The following is a 22,393-nucleotide window of genomic DNA, read 5'->3' on the forward strand; positions in this document are numbered from 1 at the left end:
GGGCCTGGTCGGCTACAATGGCCGCTTGTTTTTGCCTCACCGGCTTTCAACTTAGGGGATATCCGTGTCAGTGGAACTTTGGCAGCAGTGCGTGGAGCTTTTGCGCGATGAGCTGCCTGCCCAACAATTCAACACTTGGATCCGTCCACTACAGGTCGAAGCCGAAGGCGACGAGTTGCGTGTCTACGCACCGAATCGTTTTGTTCTCGACTGGGTCAACGAAAAGTATCTGGGCCGAGTTCTTGAGCTTCTGGATGAGCATGGCAATGGCCTGGCGCCGGCGCTGTCCTTATTAATAGGTAGCAAACGCAGTTCGGCACCACGTGCCGCCCCGAATGCTCCGCTGGCCGCCGCTGCTTCGCAGGCGCAAGCCGCTCAAGCACCTGTCAGCGCCCCGGCGCCATCCCAGGCCGCTCCGACCAAGCGTGCGACACAAAAAGTTGCCGAGGTTAATGAAGAGCCATCGCGCGACAGCTTCGACCCGATGGCCGGGGCCAGTTCGCAACAAGCTCCTATTCGTGCCGAACAGCGTACGGTGCAAGTCGAAGGCGCGCTCAAGCACACCAGCTACCTGAACCGCACCTTCACTTTCGAAAACTTCGTCGAGGGCAAGTCCAACCAACTGGCCCGGGCTGCGGCCTGGCAAGTGGCGGACAATCCAAAGCACGGTTACAACCCGCTCTTCCTTTATGGTGGCGTCGGCTTGGGTAAAACCCACTTGATGCACGCTGTGGGTAACCACCTGTTAAAGAAGAATCCGAATGCCAAGGTTGTGTACCTGCATTCCGAGCGTTTCGTGGCCGACATGGTCAAGGCCTTGCAGCTGAACGCCATCAACGAGTTCAAGCGCTTCTACCGTTCGGTGGATGCGTTGCTGATCGATGACATTCAGTTCTTCGCCCGCAAGGAACGTTCCCAGGAAGAGTTTTTCCACACCTTCAACGCACTGCTTGAAGGTGGCCAGCAGGTCATTCTTACCAGTGACCGCTACCCGAAAGAAATCGAAGGCCTTGAAGAGCGCCTCAAATCCCGCTTCGGCTGGGGCCTGACGGTAGCCGTCGAGCCGCCGGAACTGGAAACCCGCGTGGCGATCCTGATGAAAAAGGCCGACCAGGCCAAAGTCGATCTGCCCCATGACGCGGCGTTCTTTATTGCCCAGCGTATTCGTTCCAACGTCCGTGAGCTGGAAGGCGCGCTCAAACGCGTGATCGCCCACTCGCACTTCATGGGCCGCGATATCACCATCGAGTTGATTCGCGAATCCCTGAAAGATCTGTTGGCACTGCAAGACAAACTGGTCTCTGTGGATAACATTCAGCGCACCGTCGCCGAGTACTACAAGATCAAGATCTCCGACTTGTTGTCCAAACGTCGTTCGCGTTCGGTCGCTCGTCCGCGTCAGGTCGCCATGGCGTTGTCCAAAGAACTGACCAACCACAGCTTGCCGGAAATCGGCGATGTGTTTGGCGGCCGGGACCACACGACTGTTTTGCACGCCTGCCGCAAGATCAATGAACTTAAGGAATCCGACGCGGACATCCGCGAGGACTACAAGAACCTGCTGCGTACACTGACCACTTGATGAACACCAGCGCAGCTTATTAAGGCAAGGGACTAGACCATGCATTTCACCATTCAACGCGAAGCCCTGTTGAAACCCCTGCAACTGGTCGCAGGCGTCGTCGAGCGCCGACAGACCTTGCCGGTGCTCTCCAACGTGCTGCTGGTTGTCGAAGGCCAGCAACTGTCGCTGACCGGTACCGACCTGGAAGTCGAGCTGGTCGGTCGTGTACAACTCGAAGAGCCTGCTGATCCAGGTTCCATCACTGTGCCTGCGCGCAAGCTGATGGATATCTGCAAAAGCTTGCCCAACGATGCGCTGATCGACATCAAGGTCGACGAGCAGAAGCTTGTGGTGAAGGCCGGCCGTAGCCGCTTCACCCTGTCGACCCTGCCGGCCAATGACTTCCCGACGGTGGAAGAAGGCCCTGGCTCGTTGACGTGCAGCCTTGAGCAAAACAAGTTGCGTCGCCTGATTGAACGCACCAGCTTCGCCATGGCCCAGCAGGACGTGCGCTACTACCTCAACGGCATGCTGCTGGAAGTTTCCGAAGGCATCATCCGCGCCGTGGCCACCGATGGTCACCGTCTGGCCATGTGCTCGATGAAGGCTGATATCGGTCAACCGGACCGTCACCAGGTCATCGTGCCACGTAAAGGTATCCTTGAATTGGCGCGCCTGCTGACCGAGCCGGACGGCATCGTCAGCATCGTCCTGGGTCAACACCACATTCGTGCGACCACTGGCGAGTTCACCTTCACCTCGAAACTGGTCGATGGCAAATTCCCGGATTACGAGCGTGTTCTGCCCAAAGGTGGCGACAAGCTGGTTCTCGGCGATCGTCAGGCCCTGCGTGAAGCCTTCAGCCGTACCGCGATTCTGTCCAACGAGAAGTACCGCGGCATTCGTCTGCAACTGGCCAATGGTCAGCTAAAGATCCAGGCGAACAACCCGGAACAGGAAGAAGCGGAAGAAGAAGTCGGCGTTGAGTACAACGGCGGCAATCTGGAAATCGGCTTCAACGTGAGTTATCTGCTCGACGTATTGGGCGTGATGACCACTGAGCAGGTTCGTTTGATCCTGTCCGACTCCAACAGCAGCGCGCTGGTGCAAGAGTCCGACAACGATGACTCGGCCTACGTTGTCATGCCGATGCGTCTGTAATCATGCTCAGCAGAAGCTAGATGTCCTTAAGTCGCGTCTCGGTCACCGCGGTGCGCAATCTGCACCCGGTGACCTTCTCCCCCTCCCCCCGAATCAACATTCTTTACGGCGCCAACGGCAGCGGCAAAACCAGTGTTCTGGAAGCCATTCACCTGCTGGGGCTTGCCCGTTCGTTTCGTAGCACCCGCCTGTTACCGGTTATCCAATACGAGCAGCTCGCCTGTACGGTGTTCGGTCAGGTGGAGCTGGCGGAGGGTGGGCACAGTGCTTTGGGAATCTCTCGCGACCGCCAAGGGGAGTTCCAGATTCGCATCGACGGGCAGAACGCCCGGAGCGCAGCGCAACTGGCGGAAATCCTGCCACTGCAGCTAATCAACCCCGACAGTTTCCGCTTGTTGGAAGGCGCTCCCAAGATTCGCCGACAGTTTCTCGACTGGGGTGTGTTCCACGTGGAACCACGATTCATGTCTACCTGGCAGCGCTTGCAGAAGGCCCTGCGCCAGAGAAACTCTTGGCTGCGGCATGGTACACTTGACGCCGTTTCGCAAGCGGTTTGGGACAGGGAACTGTGCCAGGCCAGCGCTGAAATTGATGAATACCGCCGCGCTTATATCAAAGCCTTGAAACCAGTCTTTGAACAGACCTTGAGCGAACTGGTTGAGCTCGAGGGCTTAACGCTCAGCTATTACCGAGGTTGGGACAAAGACCGAGAGCTGAGTGCAGTGCTCGCCGGGTCCCTTCAGCGGGATCAGCAAATGGGCCATACCCAGGCCGGACCACAGCGTGCTGATTTGCGTCTTAGATTGGGCGCACACAATGCCGCGGACATCTTGTCTCGCGGTCAGCAGAAGCTGGTGGTCTGTGCATTGCGGATTGCCCAAGGGCACTTGGTCAGCCAGGCCCGACGCGGCCAGTGTATTTATCTGGTGGATGACCTGCCGTCCGAACTGGACGAGCACCACCGTCGCGCGCTTTGCCGCTTGCTGGAAGACTTACGCTGCCAGGTGTTTATCACCTGTGTAGATCACGAATTATTGAGGGAAGGCTGGCAGACGGAAACGCCAGTCGCTCTGTTCCACGTGGAACAGGGCCGTATCACCCAGACCCACGACCATCGGGAGTGAAGGCATTGAGCGAAGAAAATACGTACGACTCAACGAGCATTAAAGTGCTGAAAGGCCTGGATGCCGTACGCAAACGTCCCGGTATGTACATTGGTGACACCGACGATGGCAGCGGTCTGCACCACATGGTCTTCGAGGTAGTCGACAACTCCATCGATGAAGCGCTCGCTGGCCACTGCGACGACATCAGCATCATCATCCACCCGGACGAATCCATCACCGTTCGCGACAACGGTCGTGGTATCCCGGTAGACGTGCACAAAGAAGAAGGCGTCTCAGCAGCCGAGGTCATCATGACCGTGCTGCACGCCGGCGGTAAATTCGACGACAACTCCTACAAAGTATCCGGCGGTCTGCACGGTGTAGGTGTGTCGGTTGTGAACGCCCTGTCCGAAGAACTGGTCTTGACCGTTCGCCGCAGCGGCAAAATCTGGGAACAGACCTACATTCACGGTGTTCCAAAAGAGCCGATGAAAATCGTCGGTGAGAGTGAAACCACCGGCACCCAGATCCACTTCAAACCGTCCGACCTGACCTTCAAGAACATCCATTTCAGCTGGGACATCCTGGCCAAGCGGATTCGTGAACTGTCCTTCCTCAACTCCGGTGTCGGCATCGTCCTCAAGGATGAGCGCAGCGGCAAGGAAGAGTTGTTCAAGTACGAGGGCGGCCTGCGTGCGTTCGTTGAATACCTGAACACCAACAAGACCCCGGTCAACCAGGTGTTCCACTTCAATATCCAGCGCGAAGACGGCATCGGCGTGGAAATCGCCTTGCAGTGGAACGACAGCTTCAACGAGAACCTGTTGTGCTTCACCAACAACATTCCACAGCGCGATGGCGGTACTCACCTGGTGGGTTTCCGTTCCGCGCTGACGCGCAACCTGAACACCTACATCGAAGCCGAAGGTCTGGCGAAGAAGCATAAAGTCGCGACCACCGGTGACGATGCCCGTGAAGGCCTGACCGCGATTATCTCGGTAAAAGTGCCGGATCCAAAGTTCAGCTCCCAGACCAAAGACAAGCTGGTTTCTTCCGAAGTGAAGACCGCGGTCGAACAGGAAATGGGCAAGTACTTTTCTGACTTCTTGCTGGAAAACCCGAACGAAGCCAAGCTGGTCGTCGGCAAGATGATCGACGCGGCCCGTGCTCGTGAAGCGGCGCGTAAAGCCCGTGAGATGACACGTCGTAAAGGCGCGCTGGATATCGCCGGCCTGCCGGGCAAACTGGCTGACTGCCAGGAAAAAGACCCTGCCCTTTCCGAACTGTACCTCGTGGAAGGTGACTCTGCTGGCGGCTCCGCCAAGCAGGGACGCAACCGTCGGACCCAGGCCATCCTGCCTCTCAAGGGCAAGATCCTGAACGTCGAGAAGGCGCGCTTCGACAAGATGATCTCTTCGCAAGAAGTGGGCACCTTGATCACCGCGCTGGGCTGTGGCATTGGCCGCGATGAGTACAACATCGCGAAGCTGCGTTACCACAACATCATCATCATGACCGATGCTGACGTCGACGGTTCGCACATCCGTACCCTGCTGCTGACCTTCTTCTTCCGTCAGTTGCCGGAGCTGATCGAGCGCGGCTACATCTACATCGCCCAGCCTCCGCTGTACAAGGTCAAGAAAGGCAAGCAAGAGCAATACATCAAAGACGACGACGCCATGGAAGAGTACATGACGCAGTCGGCCCTGGAAGATGCGAGCCTGCACCTGAACGAGGAAGCGCCGGGCATTTCCGGACCGGCCCTCGAGCGTCTGGTGAATGACTTCCGTCTGGTAATGAAGACGCTCAAGCGTCTGTCGCGCCTGTACCCACAGGAGCTGACCGAGCACTTCATCTACCTGCCTGCCGTTAGCCTGGAGCAACTCTCCGATCACGCAGCGATGCAGGATTGGATGGCCCAGTACGAAGTTCGTCTGCGCACAGTCGAGAAGTCGGGTCTGGTTTACAAAGCCAGCCTGCGTGAAGACCGTGAACGTAACGTCTGGTTGCCTGAGGTCGAACTGATCTCCCACGGCTTGTCGAACTACGTCACCTTCAACCGCGACTTCTTCGGCAGCAACGATTACAAGACTGTTGTTTCTCTGGGTGCTCAGCTGAGCACCTTGCTGGACGACGGCGCGTATATCCAGCGTGGCGAGCGCAAGAAGCCGGTCACCGAGTTCAAGGAAGCCCTTGAATGGCTGATGGCCGAAAGCACCAAGCGTCACACCATCCAGCGATACAAAGGTCTGGGTGAGATGAACCCGGATCAGCTGTGGGAAACCACCATGGACCCAAGTCAGCGCCGGATGCTCAAAGTGACCATCGAAGACGCCATTGGCGCGGACCAGATCTTCAACACCCTGATGGGTGATGCGGTCGAGCCTCGTCGTGACTTCATCGAAAGCAACGCCCTGGCGGTTTCCAACCTGGACTTCTGATCCAGCAAACCTGCCAAACGAAAAAGGCCAACGCTTGAGCGTTGGCCTTTTTTTTAACCGAAATTTGCGTCCGTTAACCCGGTGATTGCTGCCGAACCGAAGGCATAAAAAAACCGGCTATATCAGCCGGTTTTTTTACATCCGAAAAAAACTTATGCACTTTTTTTGGTTTTTTAATTGTTTATAAAATATCTATATAAATCATAGAGTTAAAAACTAAATTAGACGCTTTTCAACAAAACGGTACACAGGTTATCCACAGAATCTCAGACAGCGATTTGATCGTTGGCAGAAGGGGCCGCAGGAGCGGCCGGCAGCGAACCCATTTCACGTTGCATCTGTTCGTTCCAGGCTTGGACCCGGTCATTCAGCTCGGCAATCGCTCGCGGCCCGCTGCCCTCGGCATACATGGGGGCGCCGATGATTACGGTAATCACGCCCTGCTTCTTCGCCCAACCGGTTTTCGGCCAGAACTTGCCAGCATTGTGCGCAATCGGCAGCACGGGAAGCGCGGCGTTCACGGCTAAAGCGGTACCACCGCGAGAGAACTTTCCGATGGTGCCGTAAGGAACGCGTGTTCCCTCAGGGAAGATCAGGACCCAGACGCCGTCTTTCAGCAATTCATCGCCCTTCTTCGCCACATGTTTGAGTGCCGCTTTCGGATTGTCGCGATCGATGGCGATGGGTCGCAGCATGGCCATGGCCCAGCCGAAGAACGGAACGTAGAGCAGCTCGCGCTTCAGTACCTGGCTCAATGGCTCAAAGTAGGCGGATAGAAAGAACGTCTCCCAGGTGCTCTGGTGGTTCGACTGAATTACGCAGGGCTGGTCGGGCACGTTCTCGGCGCCCTTCACTTCGTAGCTGATACCTAGAAAGACTTTGCTCAGCCACAGTGCGCAGCGGCACCAGTACACGTTGATGAAGCGATAACGCGCCTTGAACGACAGAAAAGGCGCGATAAAAAAGCTCAGGCTGCACCAGAGTAAAGAGGTGGTGCCCAACAACAGATAAAAGAGGAAAGTTCTGATGGCCTGCAGTATCGACATAGCGACGTTTACCGTTGCGGGCTCTGCCCGTCTATATAAAGCGCACTCCCGATCAAATCCCTGGTCAGGACAATCGAAGCACTCTAATTGTGGATAAGTTCTGCGGCAATCGCCGCCAGATCGTCAAAAATCAAGGTGCCTGCCGGTAGGGTCTTGCCCAAAGTCTTTTCGCCTTTCCCGGTCTTTACCAAAACTGGCTGAGAATCGACGGCTTTGGCGGCCTCCAGGTCACCAAGGGTGTCGCCGACAAACCAAACATTGGTCAGCGATACGTTGTAATGCGCGGCGATGGTTTTCAACATCCCGGGTTTTGGTTTGCGGCAATCGCAACCATCGTCCGGCCCGTGCGGGCAATAGACGATCAGCCCGACTTCACCGCCCTGCTCCGCCACCAGGGAGCGCAAGCGCTCATGCATGGCGTCCAGGGTGGCGATGTCGTAATAGCCGCGAGCGATGCCCGACTGGTTGGTAGCCACCGCTACCGTCCAGCCGGCCTTGCTCAACTGCGCGATGGCTTCGATCGAACCCGGGAGCGGAATCCACTCCTGCACCGACTTGATGTAAGCGTCGGAGTCGTAATTGATCACCCCGTCCCGATCGAGAATCAGCAGTTTCAACAGCAGCCCCTCAACCCAGCAGCGAAATGTCGGCGACGCCGAGGAACAGCCCACGCAGACGTGACAGCAGCGCATAACGGTTGGCGCGGACCTTGGCATCTTCAGCGTTGACCATCACGGCTTCGAAGAACGCATCCACTGGCTCGCGCAAGGCAGCCAGACGTGCCAACGATTCGCTGTACTGACGCGCCGCAGCCATCGGCTGGACAGCCTGGTCAGCTTGCTGGATCGCCGAGTACAGGGAGAACTCATTGGCATTGTCGAAGTACTTGGCTTCAACGACTGAAGGAACAGAGCCTTCGACCTTGCTCAGCAAGTTCGAAACGCGCTTGTTCACCGCGGCCAGGGCAGCGGCTTCCGGCAATTTGCGGAACGCTTCTACCGCTTGTACGCGCTGATCGAAGTCCAGCGCCGAACCCGGTTTAAGGGCACGGACCGACAGGTAAGTCCCGACATCCACGCCTTCGTCTTCGTAACGTGCACGCAGACGGTCGAAGATGAACTCCAGCACCGAATCGTTGAGGCCGGCCGCCTTCACCTTGGTACCGAACGCATTCACGGCAAACGCCACGGCGTCATTCAGGTCGAGGTCGAGCTTCTTGTCGATCAGGATGCGCAACACGCCGAGTGCAGCACGGCGCAGGGCATACGGGTCTTTGCTACCGGTTGGCAGCATGCCGATGCCGAAGATGCCCACCAGTGTATCGAGCTTGTCAGCGATGGCCACGGCCGCACCGGTCAGGGTGGTCGGCAGTTCAGCACCGGCACCGCGCGGCATGTACTGCTCGTTCAGCGCCAGAGCGACTTCTTCCGGCTCGCCGTCGTTGAGGGCGTAGTAGTAACCGGCGACACCTTGCATCTCCGGGAACTCACCGACCATTTCGGTCGCCAGGTCGCACTTGGACAGCAGGCCTGCACGGGACGCCCACGCGGCGTTACCGCCAATGCGTTGAGCGATGAACGCGGCGAGTTTGGAAACGCGCTCGGCCTTGTCGTAGACGCTGCCGAGTTTTTCCTGGAACACCACGTTCTGCAGACGCAGGTTGAAGTCTTCGAGCTTCTGCTTCTTGTCTTGCTTGAAGAAGAACTCGGCGTCGGTCAGGCGTGGACGAACCACTTTCTCGTTACCGGCGATGATCTGCTGCGGGTCTTTGCTTTCGATGTTGGCCACGGTAATGAAACGTGGCAGCAACTTGCCGTCGGCATCCAGCAGGCAGAAGTACTTCTGGTTGTCCTGCATGGTGGTGATCAGGGCTTCTTGCGGCACATCGAGGAAACGCTCTTCGAACGAGCACACCAGCGGCACCGGCCATTCAACCAGCGCGGCGACTTCGTCGAGCAGCGCTGGCGGCACGATCGCCGTCCCTTCCTGCATCGTCGCCAGCTCTTCAACGCGCTTGCTGATCAGCTCGCGACGCTCATTGGCATCGGCCAGTACGTAAGCGGCACGCAGGTCAGTCAGGTAGTTGGCCGGCGAGGTGATGCGCACGCTTTGCGGGTGATGGAAGCGGTGACCACGGGAATCGCGACCGGCTTTCTGGGCGAGGATGGTGCAATCGATGACCTGGTCACCGAGCAGCATCACCAGCCATTGGGTCGGACGAACGAATTCTTCCTTGCGAGCACCCCAGCGCATGCGCTTGGGAATCGGCAGGTCGTTCAGGGAATCTTCGACGATGGTCGCCAGCAGGCTCGCGGTCGGTTTGCCGGCGATGCTCTGGCTGTAACGCAGTTTCGGGCCGCTTCGATCGATTTCGCTCAGGTCCACGCCGCACTTCTTGGCGAAGCCCAATGCCGCTTGAGTCGGATTGCCTTCGGCATCGAACGCGGCCTGACATGGCGGGCCATCGAGGTTGATGCTGCGATCCGGCTGCTGAGTCGCCAGATCGGTGATCAGCACGGCCAGACGACGTGGCGCGGCGTAGACGGTTTTGGTCTCGTAGTTCAGGCCAGCGGCTTGCAGGCCCTTGTCGATACCGGCCAGGAACGCGTCGGCCAGGGTGTTCAGGGCTTTGGGTGGCAGCTCTTCGGTGCCCAGTTCAACCAGAAAATCCAGAGCACTCATTGTGCAGCCTCCAGCTTAGCCAACACTTCGTCACGCAGGTCCGGGGTCGCCATCGGGAAGCCCAGCTTGGCGCGAGCCAGCAGATAGGCTTGCGCAACGGAACGCGCGAGGGTGCGGACACGCAGAATGTATTGCTGACGCGCGGTCACCGAAATCGCCCGGCGCGCATCCAGCAGGTTGAAGGTATGGGACGCCTTCAACACCATTTCGTAGCTCGGCAATGGCAGCGGCTGGTCGAGTTCGATCAGGCGCTTGGCTTCACTTTCGTAGAAATCGAACAGTTCGAACAGCTTCTCGACGTTGGCGTGTTCGAAGTTGTAGGTCGACTGCTCCACTTCGTTCTGGTGGAACACGTCGCCGTAGGTCACTTTGCCGAACGGGCCGTCAGCCCAGACCAGGTCGTAGACCGAGTCCACGCCTTGCAGGTACATGGCCAGGCGTTCGAGGCCATAAGTGATCTCGCCGGTCACCGGGTAGCACTCGATGCCGCCCGCTTGCTGGAAGTAAGTGAACTGCGTCACTTCCATGCCGTTGAGCCAGACTTCCCATCCCAGACCCCAGGCGCCCAGTGTTGGCGATTCCCAGTTGTCTTCGACGAAGCGAATGTCATGAACCAACGGATCCAGGCCGACGTGCTTGAGGGAGCCCAGGTACAGTTCCTGGAAGTTGTCCGGGTTCGGCTTCAGCACGACCTGGAACTGGTAGTAGTGCTGCAGACGGTTCGGGTTTTCGCCGTAGCGGCCGTCAGTCGGGCGACGACTGGGCTGCACATAAGCGGCGTTCCAGGTTTCCGGGCCAATGGCGCGCAGAAACGTGGCAGTGTGGAAAGTCCCGGCGCCTACTTCCATATCGTAGGGCTGAAGTACCACGCAACCTTGCTCGGCCCAGTATTGCTGGAGGGCGAGGATCAAGTCTTGGAAGGTACGCACGGCTGGCGTAGGCTGGCTCACGAAATTCACCTGTTTCTTGGGCTGCGATTTAAAGAGCGGGAGTATACCCGATTCGGTCCTGCGCACGCCCCCTGGAGCCTTATGCCACGCTGCTTTTGGTGTTCCGAAGATCCGCTGTACATGGCTTATCACGATCAGGAGTGGGGCACGCCGCTACGCGATGCGCAGGGATTGTTCGAGTTGCTTTTGCTCGAAGGGTTCCAGGCCGGCCTTTCCTGGATCACCGTGTTGCGCAAACGTGAGCGATATCGCGAAGTGCTGTTCGGCTTCGACGTACAGCGCGTGGCGCAAATGAGCGACGCCGAAATCGATGAATTGATGCTCGATCCGGGCATCATTCGCAATCGCCTCAAACTCAATGCAGCCCGGCGCAATGCCGAGGCCTGGCTGGCGCTGGAGGACCCAGTGGCGTTTCTCTGGTCCTTCGTCGACGACAAGCCTGTGATCAATCATTTCAAGGATCGCAGCGAAGTGCCGGCCGTGACGCCGACCGCCGTGGAGATGAGCAAAGGCCTGAAAAAGGCCGGCTTCACGTTCGTCGGTCCGACTATTTGTTACGCACTGATGCAGGCCTCGGGCATGGTCATGGACCACACCCGGGATTGCGATCGCTACGCGGCGCTGGCGAACGGCGGTTAGAATAGCCGCCTCGCGCACAGCACAAGATCAGGAGTGACCTGTGGATAAGTTGAAAGGCGCCTTGCTGGTAGGCGCTCTGCGTCTGTTTGCCTTGCTTCCGTGGCGGGCAGTACAAGCCGTGGGCTCGGTCATCGGCTGGGTCATGTGGAAAACCCCGAACCGTTCCCGCGATGTGGTGCGGATCAATCTCGCCAAGTGTTTCCCGGACATGGACCCGGCCGAGCGTGAGCGTCTGGTCGGCCAGAGCCTGAAAGACATCGGCAAATCCCTGACCGAAAGCGCCTGTGCCTGGATCTGGCCGGCCCAGCGCTCCATCGACTTGGTGCGTGAAGTCGAAGGGCTCGACGTATTGAAGGACGCCCTCGCCTCCGGCAAAGGTGTCGTCGGCATCACCAGTCACCTGGGCAACTGGGAAGTGTTGAACCACTTCTATTGCAACCAGTGCAAACCGATCATTTTTTATCGTCCGCCAAAGCTGAAGGCTGTGGATGATTTGCTGCGCAAGCAGCGAGTGCAATTGGGCAACCGGGTGGCCGCTTCCACCAAGGAAGGCATCCTCAGCGTCATCAAGGAAGTGCGTAAAGGGGGAGCAGTGGGCATTCCCGCTGACCCGGAACCGGCCGAATCCGCCGGGATCTTCGTGCCGTTCTTCGCCACTCAGGCGCTGACCAGTAAATTCGTACCGAACATGCTGGCTGGCGGCAAAGCGGTCGGCGTGTTCTTGCATGCCCTGCGATTGCCGGACGGTTCGGGTTACAAAGTGATTCTCGAAGCCGCGCCAGAGGCCATGTACAGCACCGATACCGAAACGTCTTGCGCGGCCATGAGCCAGGTGGTCGAGCGCTATGTGCGGGCGTATCCGAGCCAGTACATGTGGAGCATGAAGCGCTTCAAGAAGCGGCCGCCGGGTGAAGAACGCTGGTACTGATGCTGGCTGTGGATAGATCAGTGCGCCTGACGCTCAAGCTTCTTCAGAAACACGGTCATTTCCTTTTCGGCCTGCTTGTCGCCATGGGCGCGAGCAGCGTCCAGGCCCTGTTCCCACGCCTGACGTGCGGACGCGAAATCCTTCAGCCCCAGATGCGCCTTGCCCAATAGCTTCCACGCTGCCGAATATTTCGGATCGAATTCGACGCAGCGCTGGAAATGCTCGGCGGCCTTCGCGTATTCCCCAAGATCCAGATAACCCTTGCCCAGGCCGAAGCGCAGCAATGAGTTATCCACACCCTTGGCGAGCATTTTTTCCAGGGATTCGATCATTGGTATTTCCCCTCAGTCAGTGATCGTTCCCACGCTTCGCGTGGGAATGCAGCCCGGGACGCTCCGCGTCCCATCTGAAGCCGAACGCGGAGCGTCCGTTGAGGCATTCCCACGCAGAGCGTGGGAACGATCAGTTAGAAGAAGCTCAACCCCACATGGAACAGCTTTTCCACATCCCGAATATGCTTTTTATCCACAAGGAACAGAATCACGTGGTCGCCGGCTTCGATCACCGTGTTGTCGTGGGCAATGATCACTTCTTCGTCGCGGATAATTGCGCCGATGGTGGTGCCCGGCGGCAGGCCGATGTTCTCGATGGCCTTGCCGATCACCTTGCTCGACTTCTCATCACCGTGGGCAATCGCCTCGATGGCTTCCGCCGCGCCGCGGCGCAATGAGTGCACGCTGACGATATCGCCGCGACGCACGTGGGCCAGCAAGGTGCCGATGGTCGCCAATTGCGGGCTGATGGCGATGTCGATGTCGCCACCCTGGATCAGGTCGACGTAGGCCGGGTTGTTGATGATGGTCATCACCTTCTTCGCACCCAGGCGCTTGGCCAGTAGCGAAGACATGATGTTGGCTTCGTCGTCGTTGGTCAGGGCCAGGAAGATATCGGCGTCGGCAATGTTCTCCTCGATCAGCAAGTCGCGGTCGGAGGCACTGCCCTGCAACACCACGGTGCTGTCGAGGGTGTCCGAGAGATGACGGCAGCGCGCCGGGTTCATCTCGATGATCTTCACTTGGTAACGGCTTTCGATGGCCTCGGCCAGACGTTCACCGATCTGCCCGCCGCCAGCGATGACGATGCGCTTGTAGCTCTCGTCGAGCCGGCGCATTTCGCTCATCACGGCGCGAATATTCGCCTTGGCGGCGATGAAAAAGACTTCATCGTCGGCCTCGATCACCGTATCGCCTTGCGGCAGGATCGGCCGATCACGCCGGAAAATCGCCGCCACACGGGTTTCGACATTCGGCATGTGCTCACGCAACTGACGCAGTTGCTGACCCACCAGCGGGCCGCCGTAATACGCCTTGACCGCCACCAATTGGGCTTTGCCTTCGGCGAAGTCGATTACCTGCAAGGCGCCCGGATGCTGGATCAGGCGCTTGATGTAATTGGTGACCACTTGCTCCGGGCTGATCAGCACGTCCACCGGAATGGCTTCGTTGTCGAACAGCTCGGAACGAGTCAGGTACGCCGCTTCACGAACCCGGGCGATTTTGGTCGGGGTGTGGAACAGGGTGTGGGCAACCTGGCAGGCCACCATATTGGTTTCGTCGCTGTTGGTTACCGCCACCAGCATGTCGGCGTCGTCCGCGCCGGCTTGACGCAGCACCGTCGGCAACGAGCCGCGGCCCTGCACGGTGCGGATGTCCAGCCGATCGCCGAGGTCGCGCAGGCGCTCGCCGTCGGTGTCGACCACAGTGATGTCATTGGCCTCGCTGGCCAAGTGTTCTGCCAGCGAACCGCCGACCTGCCCTGCGCCGAGGATGATGATTTTCATCCAGTCACTCCTTAAAACCCATTAACCGCGTGCGGCGGCGATCTTGATCAACTTGGCGTAGTAGAACCCGTCATGGCCGCCGTCCTGTGCCAGCAATTGGCGACCGTGAGGTTGCTTGATGCCGGCTTGAGTCGCGAGGTCCAGTTCACGGGCGCCCGGCGTGCGAGCGAGGAAGGCCTCGATGACTTCGGTGTTCTCGGTCGGCAGCGTCGAGCAGGTGGCGTAAAGCAGAACACCGCCTACTTCCAGAGTTATCCACATGGCGTCGAGCAGCTCGCCTTGAAGCACCGCCAGAGCAGCGATGTCGTCTGGTTGGCGAGTCAGCTTGATGTCCGGGTGACGACGAATGACACCGGTGGCCGAGCATGGTGCGTCCAGCAGAATGCGCTGGAACGGTTTGCCGTCCCACCAGGTGGCGGTATCGCGGCCGTCGGCGGCGATCAGCTCGGCGCTCAGGCCCAGGCGTGCGAGGTTTTCCCGCACTCGCACCAGACGCTTGGCTTCCAGGTCCACCGCCACCACGCCAGCGAGTGCCGGCTCGGCTTCAAGAATGTGGCAGGTCTTGCCGCCCGGTGCGCAGCAGGCGTCCAGCACCCGCTGGCCCGGTGCCAGGTCGAGCAGATCGGCGGCCAGTTGCGCGGCTTCGTCCTGCACGCTGATCCAGCCTTCGGCGAACCCCGGCAAACTACGCACGTCGGCAGCGGCGTCGAGAATGATGCCGTCCCGACTGTAAACACACGGCGTGGCGGCGATGCCAGCGTCGGTCAGCAACGCGAGATAAGCATCGCGGCTGTGATGTCGACGGTTGACCCGCAGGATCATCGGCGGATGCGCGTTGTTCGCCGCGCAAATGGCTTCCCACTGTTCAGGCCAGAACGCCTTGAGTGATTTTTGCAGCCAGCGCGGGTGGGCAGTGCGCACCACCGGATCGTGTTCCAGCTCGGCCAGCAGCGCTTCGCTTTCACGCTGGGCGCGGCGTAGCACGGCATTGAGCAAGGCCTTGGCCCAGGGCTTTTTCAGCTTGTCGGCGCAACCCACGGTTTCACCGATGGCGGCATGCGCCGGAACCCGTGTGTAGAGCAACTGGTACAGACCGACCAGCAACAGCGCTTCGACATCGGCGTCGGCTGCCTTGAACGGCTTTTGTAGCAACTTGGCCGCCAACGCCGACAAACGCGGCTGCCAACGCGCGGTGCCGAACGCCAGGTCCTGGGTGAAGCCGCGGTCGCGATCTTCGACCTTGTCCATTTGTGTTGGCAGGGAACTGTTGAGTGAGGCTTTTCCGTTAAGAACAGCAGCAAGTGCCTTGGCGGCGGCCAGACGTGGATTCATTGAGCGTCCGCCGCTTGACCGAGGACGGTGCCGACGGCGAATTTCTCACGACGGCTGTTGAACAAGTCGCTGAAGTTCAGCGCCTTGCCGCCGGGCAATTGCAGACGAGTCAGACACAGGGCTTGTTCACCGCAGGCGACGATCAAACCGTCCTTGCTGGCGCCGAGGACTTCACCGGGAGCGCCCTGCCCTTCGGCGAGGCTGGCGGCCAGTACCTTCAGGGCTTCGCCGTTCAGCGTGCTGTGGCAGATCGGCCATGGGTTGAAAGCGCGAACCAGGCGTTCCAGCTCAACCGCCGGACGGCTCCAGTCGATGCGCGCTTCGTCTTTGTTCAATTTGTGCGCATAAGTGGCGAGGCTGTCGTCCTGGACTTCGCCTTCCAAAGTACCCGCGGCGAGGCCGGCGATCGCCTGAATTACCGCTGGCGGACCCATTTCCGCCAGACGGTCGTGGAGGCTGCCGCCAGTATCTACCGCGGTAATCGGCGTGGTGACTTTGAGCAGCATCGGCCCGGTGTCGAGGCCCAGTTCCATGCGCATCACGGTCACACCGCTTTCGCTGTCGCCCGCTTCAACGGCGCGCTGGATCGGCGCCGCACCGCGCCAGCGTGGCAGCAGCGAGGCGTGGCTGTTGATGCAGCCCAAACGCGGAATATCCAGCACCACTTGCGGCAGGATCAGGCCGTAGGCAACCACGACCAGCAAGTCCGGCTTGAGCGCGGCCAATTCAGCCTGAGCGTCTTCGTTGCGCAGGGTTGGCGGTTGCAGCACCGGGATGTTGTTTTCCAGAGCCAACTGCTTGACCGGACTTGGCATCAACTTTTGCCCGCGACCCGCCGGACGGTCCGGTTGGGTGTAGACCGCGACGATCTCGTAAGGGCTGTCGAGCAGGGCCTTGAGGTGTTCGGCGGCGAATTCCGGGGTGCCGGCAAAGACGATGCGCAGTGGCTCAGTCATTAAAAAGGTCTCGCAAAAGAAAAAGGCTTGCCGCAGCAAGCCTTTGAAAGGAGGGCATCAAGCGTTCTGGCGATGGAGCTTTTCCAGTTTCTTCTTGATTCGGTCGCGTTTGAGATTGGACAGGTAGTCGACGAACAATTTGCCATTCAGGTGGTCGCATTCATGCTGGATGCACACGGCGAGCAGGCCTTCGGCGATCAGTTCGTAAGGCTGGCCGTCGCGGTCCAGGGCCTTGATCTTGACCTTCTGTGGGCGATCGACGTTTTCGTAGAAGCCCGGCACCGAGAGGCAGCCTTCCTGGTATTGCTCCATCTCGTCGGTCAGGGTTTCGAACTCGGGGTTGATGAACACCCGTGGTTCGCTGCGGTCTTCGGAGAGGTCCATCACGACGATACGTTTGTGCACGTTGACCTGGGTCGCGGCGAGGCCGATGCCTGGCGCTTCATACATTGTTTCAAACATGTCATCGACCAACTGGCGCACTTCGTCGTCCACTACGGCCACTGGTTTGGCGATAGTGCGCAGGCGCGAATCGGGGAATTCGAGGATGTCTAAAATGGCCATAAGCTCAATTGCTGCACATGTGAGGTAATGTCGGGTCGATGGCCTGGCGGGTCCGAAGATGCAGGCTACCGTTGTAAAACGTAGCTCCTTCTCTTTTGGTAAAGGGTCAGGAGCGAGCCACGAGGGCTCTGGCGTTCTACGCGAATGCACATAATAAAGGGATTCACCGCATGAGGAAATCACTACTCGCCTTGCTCCTTCTGGCCTCGGCCGGTTTTGCGCACGGGCAAGTGCAACTCAGGGAAGGTTTTCCACAGCAATACACCGTGGTATCCGGTGACACACTCTGGGACATATCCGGGAAATACCTTCGTGAGCCGTGGAAATGGCCGGAGCTCTGGCAGGCCAATCCACAGATCGAAAACCCCAATCTCATCTACCCCGGCGACTCACTGTCGTTGGTCTATGTCAACGGGCAGCCGCGTCTGACCCTCAACCGCGGCGCTTCCAGGGGCACCATCAAGCTGTCGCCACGCATCCGCAGCAGCCCGGTTGCCGATGCGATCCCGAGCATTCCACTGCAATCGATCAACAGCTTTCTGCTGAGCAACCGCATCGTCGACAAGGTCGAGGATTTCGACAAGGCGCCTTACATCGTCGCCGGCGATGCCGAACGCGTACTCAGTGGCACCGGTGACCGAATCTTCGCTCGCGGCCATTTCGATCTGGCTCAACCGGTTTACGGCATCTTCCGTCAGGGCAAGGTCTATACCGATCCTGACACTAAGGAATTTTTGGGGATCAATGCCGACGACATCGGCGGTGGCGAAATTGTGGCCACCGAAGGCGACGTTGCTACCCTGGCGCTGCAACGCACCACTCAGGAAGTTCGCCTCGGCGACCGCTTGTTCAGCGGTGAAGAGCGCTCCATCAACTCGGCCTTCATGCCCAGTGCGCCAAAAACCGAGATCAATGGGCTGATCATCGACGTGCCGCGCGGGGTTACCCAAATTGGCGCGCTGGATGTGGTCACGCTGAACAAGGGTCAGCGCGATGGCCTGGTCGAAGGCAACGTCTTGGTGGTGATGAAGACCGGCGAGACCGTGCGGGACCGGATCACCGGTCAACCACTGAAAATCCCGGATGAGCGCGCCGGTCTGCTGATGGTTTTCCGCACCTACGACAAGCTCAGCTACGGTCTGGTGCTCAATGCATCACGCTCCCTGGCGGTGCTGGACAAGGTGCGAAATCCTTAACAGGCTCCACAAGTTACCAACAGAGTTATCCACAGCTTATTCCCGTTTGAACGGGGCTCATAACGATCAAGGATGATCCATGTCGCTGTCTGCTTTTGCACCGGTTTCCCCTGCGGAACTGGAAGCTCGTTTACGTTTGCATCGCCTGCCGGAACTCGGTCCTGTGCGTTTCAAGAAATTGCTTGAGGCCTTCGGCTCGGCGTCCAAGGCTATCAGCGCGCCGGCCAGTGCCTGGCGTTCGCTGGGTTTGCCCCTCGCTTGCGCAGAGGCCAGGCGCTCCAGTGAAATCCGTGATGGCGCGAGCCATGCATTGGCCTGGTTAGAGCGCCAGGGCCAGCATTTATTGATGTGGGACCAACCTGACTACCCGGCACTGCTGGCGGAAATCAGTGATGCGCCGCCGCTGTTATTCGTGGCGGGCGATCCCGGCATTCTGGAAAAGCCGCAACTGGCGATGGTCGGCAGCCGTCGCGCTTCGCGGCCGGGCATGGACACCGCAGCGGCTTTTTCCCGCAGTCTGGCCGGTGCCGGTTTTGTCATTACCAGCGGCCTGGCGCTGGGCATTGATGCCGCCGCCCATCAAGCCGCTTTGGACGTGGGCGGTCGAACGGTCGGTGTACTTGGCACGGGACTTGAAAAGTTTTATCCACAGCGCAATCGACGGCTGGCAGACGCCATGATCGCCTCGGGCAGCGCAGTGCTTTCGGAGTTTCCGCTGGACGCCGGGCCGACCGCCAGTAACTTCCCCCGGCGCAATCGGATCATCAGTGGTTTATCCCTGGGCGTACTGGTGGTCGAGGCGAGTGTCGCCAGCGGTTCGTTGATCACCGCGAGGCTGGCGGCGGAACAAGGGCGCGAGGTGTATGCGATCCCCGGGTCGATTCATCACCCGGGCGCAAAGGGTTGTCATCAGCTGATTCGCGACGGCGCGGTGCTGGTGGAAACCATCGAGCATATCCTTGAAGCATTGCGTGGCTGGCAGCAGTTGCCGTTATCCACAGCGACACCTGCGGTGACACATCCGTTGCTCATGCTGCTGCATGCCGCGCCACACACCAGTGAAGCGTTGTCCGTCACCAGCGGCTGGGCCTTGCCGAAAGTGCTGGCAGCGTTGACCGAGCTGGAAATGGACGGCCGGGCAGTCTGCGAAAGCGGGCGTTGGTTTGCGCGGGTGAGCTAGGTTTTATAAGGAAGATCGGTAAACTGCGCAGAGCCTTATTCCGGAGAGTTTTTCATGGTCAACAGTTGGCGTGTGCAACAAGCCGCACGAGCCATTCGCGCAGGCGCGGTGATTGCCTACCCAACCGAAGCGGTCTGGGGTCTGGGTTGCGACCCGTGGGACGAAGAGGCGGTCTATCGCCTGCTGGCGATCAAGGGGCGGTCGGTGGAAAAAGGGTTGATTCTGGTGGCCGACAACATTCGCCAGTTCGACTTCCTCTTCGAAGACTTTCCTGAATTGTGGATGGACCGCATGGCCAGCACCTGGCCAGGGCCGAACACCTGGCTGGTGCCGCATCAGAATATGTTGCCGCAGTGGATTACCGGCGTGCATGAAACGGTGGCATTGCGGGTCAGCGATCATCCGCAGGTGCGGGATTTGTGTGCCTTGGTCGGGCCGCTGGTGTCGACCTCGGCCAACCCACAGGGCCGGCCGGCGGCGCGCACACGGATTCGCGTGGAGCAGTATTTCCGTGGGCAGGTTGATTTGGTGCTCGGCGGTAACCTCGGTGGCCGCAAGAACCCGAGCGTGATCCGCGATCTGGCGACTGGTCACGTTGTGCGCCCGGACTGACACCGCGGCGCAGCCAATCGCGAGCAGGCTCGCTCCCACATTAGATTTTCAGTGAACACGGATTTCGTGTTCGACGCCGATCCAATGTGGGAGCGAGCCTGCTCGCGATGGCGTCCTCAGGGCAACAAAACAGTCGAGCCAGTCGTACGTCGCGCCGACAACTCGGTCTGCGCCTTCGCCGCTTCGGCCAATGGGTACTTCTGGCTGATGTCCACGTTCAGCTTGCCGCTGATGATCATCTCGAACAGCTCATCCGCCATACGCTGCAGGTTCTCGGCATTGTTGGCGTAAGTCGCCAGGGTCGGGCGGGTCACGTACAGCGAACCCTTCGCCGACAGAATGCCCAGGTTCACCCCGTCTACCGCACCCGACGCATTGCCGAAGCTCACCACCATGCCGCGAGGCGCCGCGCTATCAAGCGAAGTCAGCCAAGTGTCCTTGCCCACGCCGTCGTACACCACCGGGACTTTTTTCCCGTCAGTCAATTCCAGTACGCGTTGTGCGACGTCTTCGTGGCTGTAATCGATGGTCGCCCAAGCGCCGTTGGCCTTGGCCAGTGCGGCTTTTTCCGGTGAGCTGACCGTGCCGATCAACTTCACGCCCAAGGCCTTGGCCCATTGGCAAGCCAGGGAGCCGACGCCACCGGCCGCGGCGTGAAACAGAATGGTTTCGCCACCCTTGAATTCATAGGTCTGACGCAGCAGGTACTGCACGGTCAGGCCCTTGAGCATGACCCCGGCGGCCTGTTCGAAGCTGATCGCGTCCGGCAGATGCACCAGATTGGCTTCCGGCAACACATGAACATCGCTGTAGGCGCCCAACGGACCGCTGCCGTACGCCACGCGATCTCCCACTTTGAACCGGGTGACTTCACTGCCCACCGCCTCGACCACGCCTGCACCTTCCGAGCCCACACCCGATGGCAGGGCTGGGGGTGCATAGAGACCGCTGCGGTAATAGGTGTCGATGAAATTCAGGCCGATGGCCTTGTTGGTCACGCGAACCTGCTGCGGGCCGGGCTCGGCGGGTTGGTAATCGACATGCTCGAGTACGTCGGGGCCGCCATGGGCGCGGAACTGGATACGCTTAGCCATCAGAACTCTCCTTAGGTCTTGGCTACTGGAGTTGTAGCGCGAAGCTCCCTATCGAACTCCCATGCTTGATCTTCGTCAACTGCGGCAGGCCCATCTGCGATGTTATGCTACGCGCCCATTTGCGCCGGCCCCGCTCCCATGGAGCGCCGCGTAGCTTTGCCCGATTCAAGGTGATGACATGACGACCCGCACCGAGGCCGTAAAAGCCTACCTGCTCGACCTGCAAGACCGCATTTGCGCGGCCCTCGAAGCTGAAGACGGCGGCACGCAGTTCGTCGAAGACGCCTGGACCCGGCCTGCCGGCGGTGGCGGTCGCACCCGGGTGATCGAAAACGGCGCGGTCATCGAAAAGGGCGGCGTCAACTTTTCCCACGTCTTCGGCAGCGGCCTCCCACCGTCCGCCAGCGCCCATCGACCAGAACTGGCCGGCCGTGGCTTCGAAGCCCTCGGCGTGTCTTTGGTCATTCACCCGCACAACCCGCATGTGCCGACGTCCCACGCCAACGTGCGCTTTTTCATCGCTGAAAAAGAAGGCGAAGAACCGGTGTGGTGGTTTGGCGGTGGCTTCGACCTGACCCCTTACTACGGCAATGAAGAAGACTGCGTGCATTGGCACCGCGTCGCCGAGCAGGCCTGCGCGCCGTTCGGTCCGGACGTCTACTCGCGCTACAAAGCCTGGTGCGACAGCTATTTCCACATCAAGCATCGCCACGAGCCACGCGGTATCGGCGGGCTGTTCTTTGATGATTTGAACGAGTGGGACTTCGACACCAGTTTCGCCTTCATGCGTGCCATCGGTGACGCGTTCATCGACGCTTACCTGCCGATCGTGCAGCGCCGCAAAAACGATGCGTTTACCGCCAAACAGCGTGAGTTCCAGGAATTCCGCCGTGGGCGCTACGTTGAATTCAACCTGGTCTACGATCGTGGCACGCTGTTCGGTCTGCAATCGGGCGGGCGCACCGAGTCGATCCTGATGTCCCTGCCGCCGCAAGTACGCTGGAGTTACGATTGGAAAGCCGAGCCGGGCAGCGAAGAAGCGCGGCTGACCGAGTACTTCCTGCAAGACCGCGATTGGTTGGCCAAGGCCTGAACGAGGAAT

General features: G+C 59.4%; 20 protein-coding genes. 10 read left to right on the forward strand and 10 right to left on the reverse strand.

Annotated elements, in window-relative coordinates:
• The first annotated feature begins 64 nt into the window (after positions 1 to 64).
• From dnaA to gyrB, 4 genes are read left to right on the forward strand one after another with little or no spacing between them, the layout of a single operon-like run.
• A complete protein-coding gene (gene dnaA / locus ACQ4OB_RS11840; protein WP_074872217.1) occupies positions 65 to 1,582 on the forward strand; it encodes a chromosomal replication initiator protein DnaA in 1,518 nt (505 codons plus the stop codon).
• A gap of 39 nt (positions 1,583 to 1,621) precedes the next feature.
• The gene (dnaN, locus tag ACQ4OB_RS11845) at positions 1,622 to 2,725 is read left to right on the forward strand and encodes a DNA polymerase III subunit beta (RefSeq protein ID WP_074872219.1); all 1,104 of its coding nucleotides are present in this window, start codon (positions 1,622 to 1,624) and stop codon (positions 2,723 to 2,725) included.
• 20 nt (positions 2,726 to 2,745) lie between these two features.
• Positions 2,746 to 3,849, forward strand: a complete 1,104-nt coding sequence (gene recF, locus ACQ4OB_RS11850; RefSeq protein ID WP_007969883.1) for a DNA replication/repair protein RecF — start codon at positions 2,746 to 2,748, stop codon at positions 3,847 to 3,849.
• Between the two features lie 5 nt (positions 3,850 to 3,854).
• Positions 3,855 to 6,272: a DNA topoisomerase (ATP-hydrolyzing) subunit B gene (gyrB, locus tag ACQ4OB_RS11855; RefSeq protein WP_074872220.1), complete on the forward strand. Its 2,418-nt coding sequence runs from the start codon at positions 3,855 to 3,857 to the stop codon at positions 6,270 to 6,272.
• A 266-nt stretch (positions 6,273 to 6,538) separates the two neighbouring features.
• Here gyrB and ACQ4OB_RS11860 read toward each other — a convergent pair whose 3' ends face one another.
• From ACQ4OB_RS11860 to glyQ, 4 genes are all read right to left on the reverse strand, one after another.
• Entirely contained in the window at positions 6,539 to 7,318 is a 780-nt protein-coding gene (locus ACQ4OB_RS11860; protein ID WP_074872222.1) for a lysophospholipid acyltransferase family protein, read from the reverse strand.
• A gap of 83 nt (positions 7,319 to 7,401) precedes the next feature.
• Entirely contained in the window at positions 7,402 to 7,941 is a 540-nt protein-coding gene (gmhB, locus tag ACQ4OB_RS11865) for a D-glycero-beta-D-manno-heptose 1,7-bisphosphate 7-phosphatase (protein WP_162842868.1), read from the reverse strand.
• 4 nt (positions 7,942 to 7,945) lie between these two features.
• Positions 7,946 to 10,000: a glycine--tRNA ligase subunit beta gene (glyS, locus tag ACQ4OB_RS11870; RefSeq protein ID WP_074872226.1), complete on the reverse strand. Its 2,055-nt coding sequence runs from the start codon at positions 9,998 to 10,000 to the stop codon at positions 7,946 to 7,948.
• Positions 9,997 to 10,950, reverse strand: coding sequence for a glycine--tRNA ligase subunit alpha (glyQ, locus tag ACQ4OB_RS11875; RefSeq protein ID WP_003213601.1), 954 nt, complete (start codon positions 10,948 to 10,950; stop codon positions 9,997 to 9,999). Before glyQ ends, glyS begins: the two co-directional genes overlap by 4 nt.
• Positions 10,951 to 11,031: 81 nt before the next feature.
• On the opposite strand from glyQ, the gene tag reads away from it, so the two are divergent.
• Both tag and ACQ4OB_RS11885 read left to right on the forward strand, forming a co-directional pair.
• Positions 11,032 to 11,589: a DNA-3-methyladenine glycosylase I gene (tag, locus tag ACQ4OB_RS11880; protein WP_430955734.1), complete on the forward strand. Its 558-nt coding sequence runs from the start codon at positions 11,032 to 11,034 to the stop codon at positions 11,587 to 11,589.
• A gap of 40 nt (positions 11,590 to 11,629) precedes the next feature.
• Positions 11,630 to 12,517, forward strand: a complete 888-nt coding sequence (locus ACQ4OB_RS11885; protein WP_074872229.1) for a lysophospholipid acyltransferase — start codon at positions 11,630 to 11,632, stop codon at positions 12,515 to 12,517.
• A gap of 17 nt (positions 12,518 to 12,534) precedes the next feature.
• Here ACQ4OB_RS11885 and ACQ4OB_RS11890 read toward each other — a convergent pair whose 3' ends face one another.
• From ACQ4OB_RS11890 to def, 5 genes are all read right to left on the reverse strand, one after another.
• A complete protein-coding gene (locus ACQ4OB_RS11890; RefSeq protein WP_074872230.1) occupies positions 12,535 to 12,849 on the reverse strand; it encodes a tetratricopeptide repeat protein in 315 nt (104 codons plus the stop codon).
• 134 nt (positions 12,850 to 12,983) lie between these two features.
• Complete coding sequence (gene trkA, locus ACQ4OB_RS11895) at positions 12,984 to 14,357, reverse strand: Trk system potassium transporter TrkA (protein ID WP_074872232.1); 1,374 nt, start codon at positions 14,355 to 14,357, stop codon at positions 12,984 to 12,986.
• A gap of 21 nt (positions 14,358 to 14,378) precedes the next feature.
• The gene (gene rsmB, locus ACQ4OB_RS11900; RefSeq protein ID WP_430955735.1) at positions 14,379 to 15,689 is read right to left on the reverse strand and encodes a 16S rRNA (cytosine(967)-C(5))-methyltransferase RsmB; all 1,311 of its coding nucleotides are present in this window, start codon (positions 15,687 to 15,689) and stop codon (positions 14,379 to 14,381) included.
• Positions 15,686 to 16,645, reverse strand: coding sequence for a methionyl-tRNA formyltransferase (gene fmt / locus ACQ4OB_RS11905; RefSeq protein WP_074872235.1), 960 nt, complete (start codon positions 16,643 to 16,645; stop codon positions 15,686 to 15,688). Before fmt ends, rsmB begins: the two co-directional genes overlap by 4 nt.
• Before the next feature lie 57 nt (positions 16,646 to 16,702).
• Positions 16,703 to 17,209: a peptide deformylase gene (def, locus tag ACQ4OB_RS11910; protein ID WP_046056612.1), complete on the reverse strand. Its 507-nt coding sequence runs from the start codon at positions 17,207 to 17,209 to the stop codon at positions 16,703 to 16,705.
• A gap of 170 nt (positions 17,210 to 17,379) precedes the next feature.
• Here def and ACQ4OB_RS11915 point away from each other — a divergent pair, with 170 nt between their 5' ends.
• From ACQ4OB_RS11915 to ACQ4OB_RS11925, 3 genes are all read left to right on the forward strand, one after another.
• Positions 17,380 to 18,405: a LysM peptidoglycan-binding domain-containing protein gene (locus ACQ4OB_RS11915; RefSeq protein WP_074872239.1), complete on the forward strand. Its 1,026-nt coding sequence runs from the start codon at positions 17,380 to 17,382 to the stop codon at positions 18,403 to 18,405.
• A gap of 79 nt (positions 18,406 to 18,484) precedes the next feature.
• Positions 18,485 to 19,585 (forward strand): DNA-processing protein DprA, encoded by a 1,101-nt coding sequence (gene dprA, locus ACQ4OB_RS11920; RefSeq protein WP_430955736.1) that lies wholly within the window; start codon positions 18,485 to 18,487, stop codon positions 19,583 to 19,585.
• Between the two features lie 54 nt (positions 19,586 to 19,639).
• The gene (locus tag ACQ4OB_RS11925) at positions 19,640 to 20,197 is read left to right on the forward strand and encodes an L-threonylcarbamoyladenylate synthase (protein ID WP_074872243.1); all 558 of its coding nucleotides are present in this window, start codon (positions 19,640 to 19,642) and stop codon (positions 20,195 to 20,197) included.
• Positions 20,198 to 20,313: 116 nt separating this feature from the next.
• Here ACQ4OB_RS11925 and ACQ4OB_RS11930 read toward each other — a convergent pair whose 3' ends face one another.
• Positions 20,314 to 21,291, reverse strand: a complete 978-nt coding sequence (locus tag ACQ4OB_RS11930) for an NADPH:quinone reductase (protein WP_074872244.1) — start codon at positions 21,289 to 21,291, stop codon at positions 20,314 to 20,316.
• A gap of 178 nt (positions 21,292 to 21,469) precedes the next feature.
• Between ACQ4OB_RS11930 and hemF the strand changes: the two genes are divergently transcribed.
• The gene (gene hemF / locus ACQ4OB_RS11935; protein WP_008155665.1) at positions 21,470 to 22,384 is read left to right on the forward strand and encodes an oxygen-dependent coproporphyrinogen oxidase; all 915 of its coding nucleotides are present in this window, start codon (positions 21,470 to 21,472) and stop codon (positions 22,382 to 22,384) included.
• Positions 22,385 to 22,393 lie beyond the last annotated feature (9 nt).

The organism is Pseudomonas sp. ES4 (genome assembly GCF_050586665.1).
Classification (GTDB): domain Bacteria; phylum Pseudomonadota; class Gammaproteobacteria; order Pseudomonadales; family Pseudomonadaceae; genus Aquipseudomonas; species Aquipseudomonas frederiksbergensis.

Coding starts and splice junctions, on each gene's coding strand:
- recF (WP_007969883.1), top strand. CDS start 2,746: ATGTCCTTAAGTCGCGTCTCGGTCACCGCGGTGCGCAATCTGCACCCG.
- hemF (WP_008155665.1), top strand. CDS start 21,470: ATGACGACCCGCACCGAGGCCGTAAAAGCCTACCTGCTCGACCTGCAA.
- def (WP_046056612.1), bottom strand. CDS start 17,209: ATGGCCATTTTAGACATCCTCGAATTCCCCGATTCGCGCCTGCGCACT.
- trkA (WP_074872232.1), bottom strand. CDS start 14,357: ATGAAAATCATCATCCTCGGCGCAGGGCAGGTCGGCGGTTCGCTGGCA.
- ACQ4OB_RS11860 (WP_074872222.1), bottom strand. CDS start 7,318: ATGTCGATACTGCAGGCCATCAGAACTTTCCTCTTTTATCTGTTGTTG.
- tag (WP_430955734.1), top strand. CDS start 11,032: ATGCCACGCTGCTTTTGGTGTTCCGAAGATCCGCTGTACATGGCTTAT.
- dprA (WP_430955736.1), top strand. CDS start 18,485: ATGTCGCTGTCTGCTTTTGCACCGGTTTCCCCTGCGGAACTGGAAGCT.
- ACQ4OB_RS11930 (WP_074872244.1), bottom strand. CDS start 21,291: ATGGCTAAGCGTATCCAGTTCCGCGCCCATGGCGGCCCCGACGTACTC.
- ACQ4OB_RS11925 (WP_074872243.1), top strand. CDS start 19,640: ATGGTCAACAGTTGGCGTGTGCAACAAGCCGCACGAGCCATTCGCGCA.
- ACQ4OB_RS11915 (WP_074872239.1), top strand. CDS start 17,380: ATGAGGAAATCACTACTCGCCTTGCTCCTTCTGGCCTCGGCCGGTTTT.
- ACQ4OB_RS11890 (WP_074872230.1), bottom strand. CDS start 12,849: ATGATCGAATCCCTGGAAAAAATGCTCGCCAAGGGTGTGGATAACTCA.
- dnaN (WP_074872219.1), top strand. CDS start 1,622: ATGCATTTCACCATTCAACGCGAAGCCCTGTTGAAACCCCTGCAACTG.
- rsmB (WP_430955735.1), bottom strand. CDS start 15,689: ATGAATCCACGTCTGGCCGCCGCCAAGGCACTTGCTGCTGTTCTTAAC.
- glyS (WP_074872226.1), bottom strand. CDS start 10,000: ATGAGTGCTCTGGATTTTCTGGTTGAACTGGGCACCGAAGAGCTGCCA.
- fmt (WP_074872235.1), bottom strand. CDS start 16,645: ATGACTGAGCCACTGCGCATCGTCTTTGCCGGCACCCCGGAATTCGCC.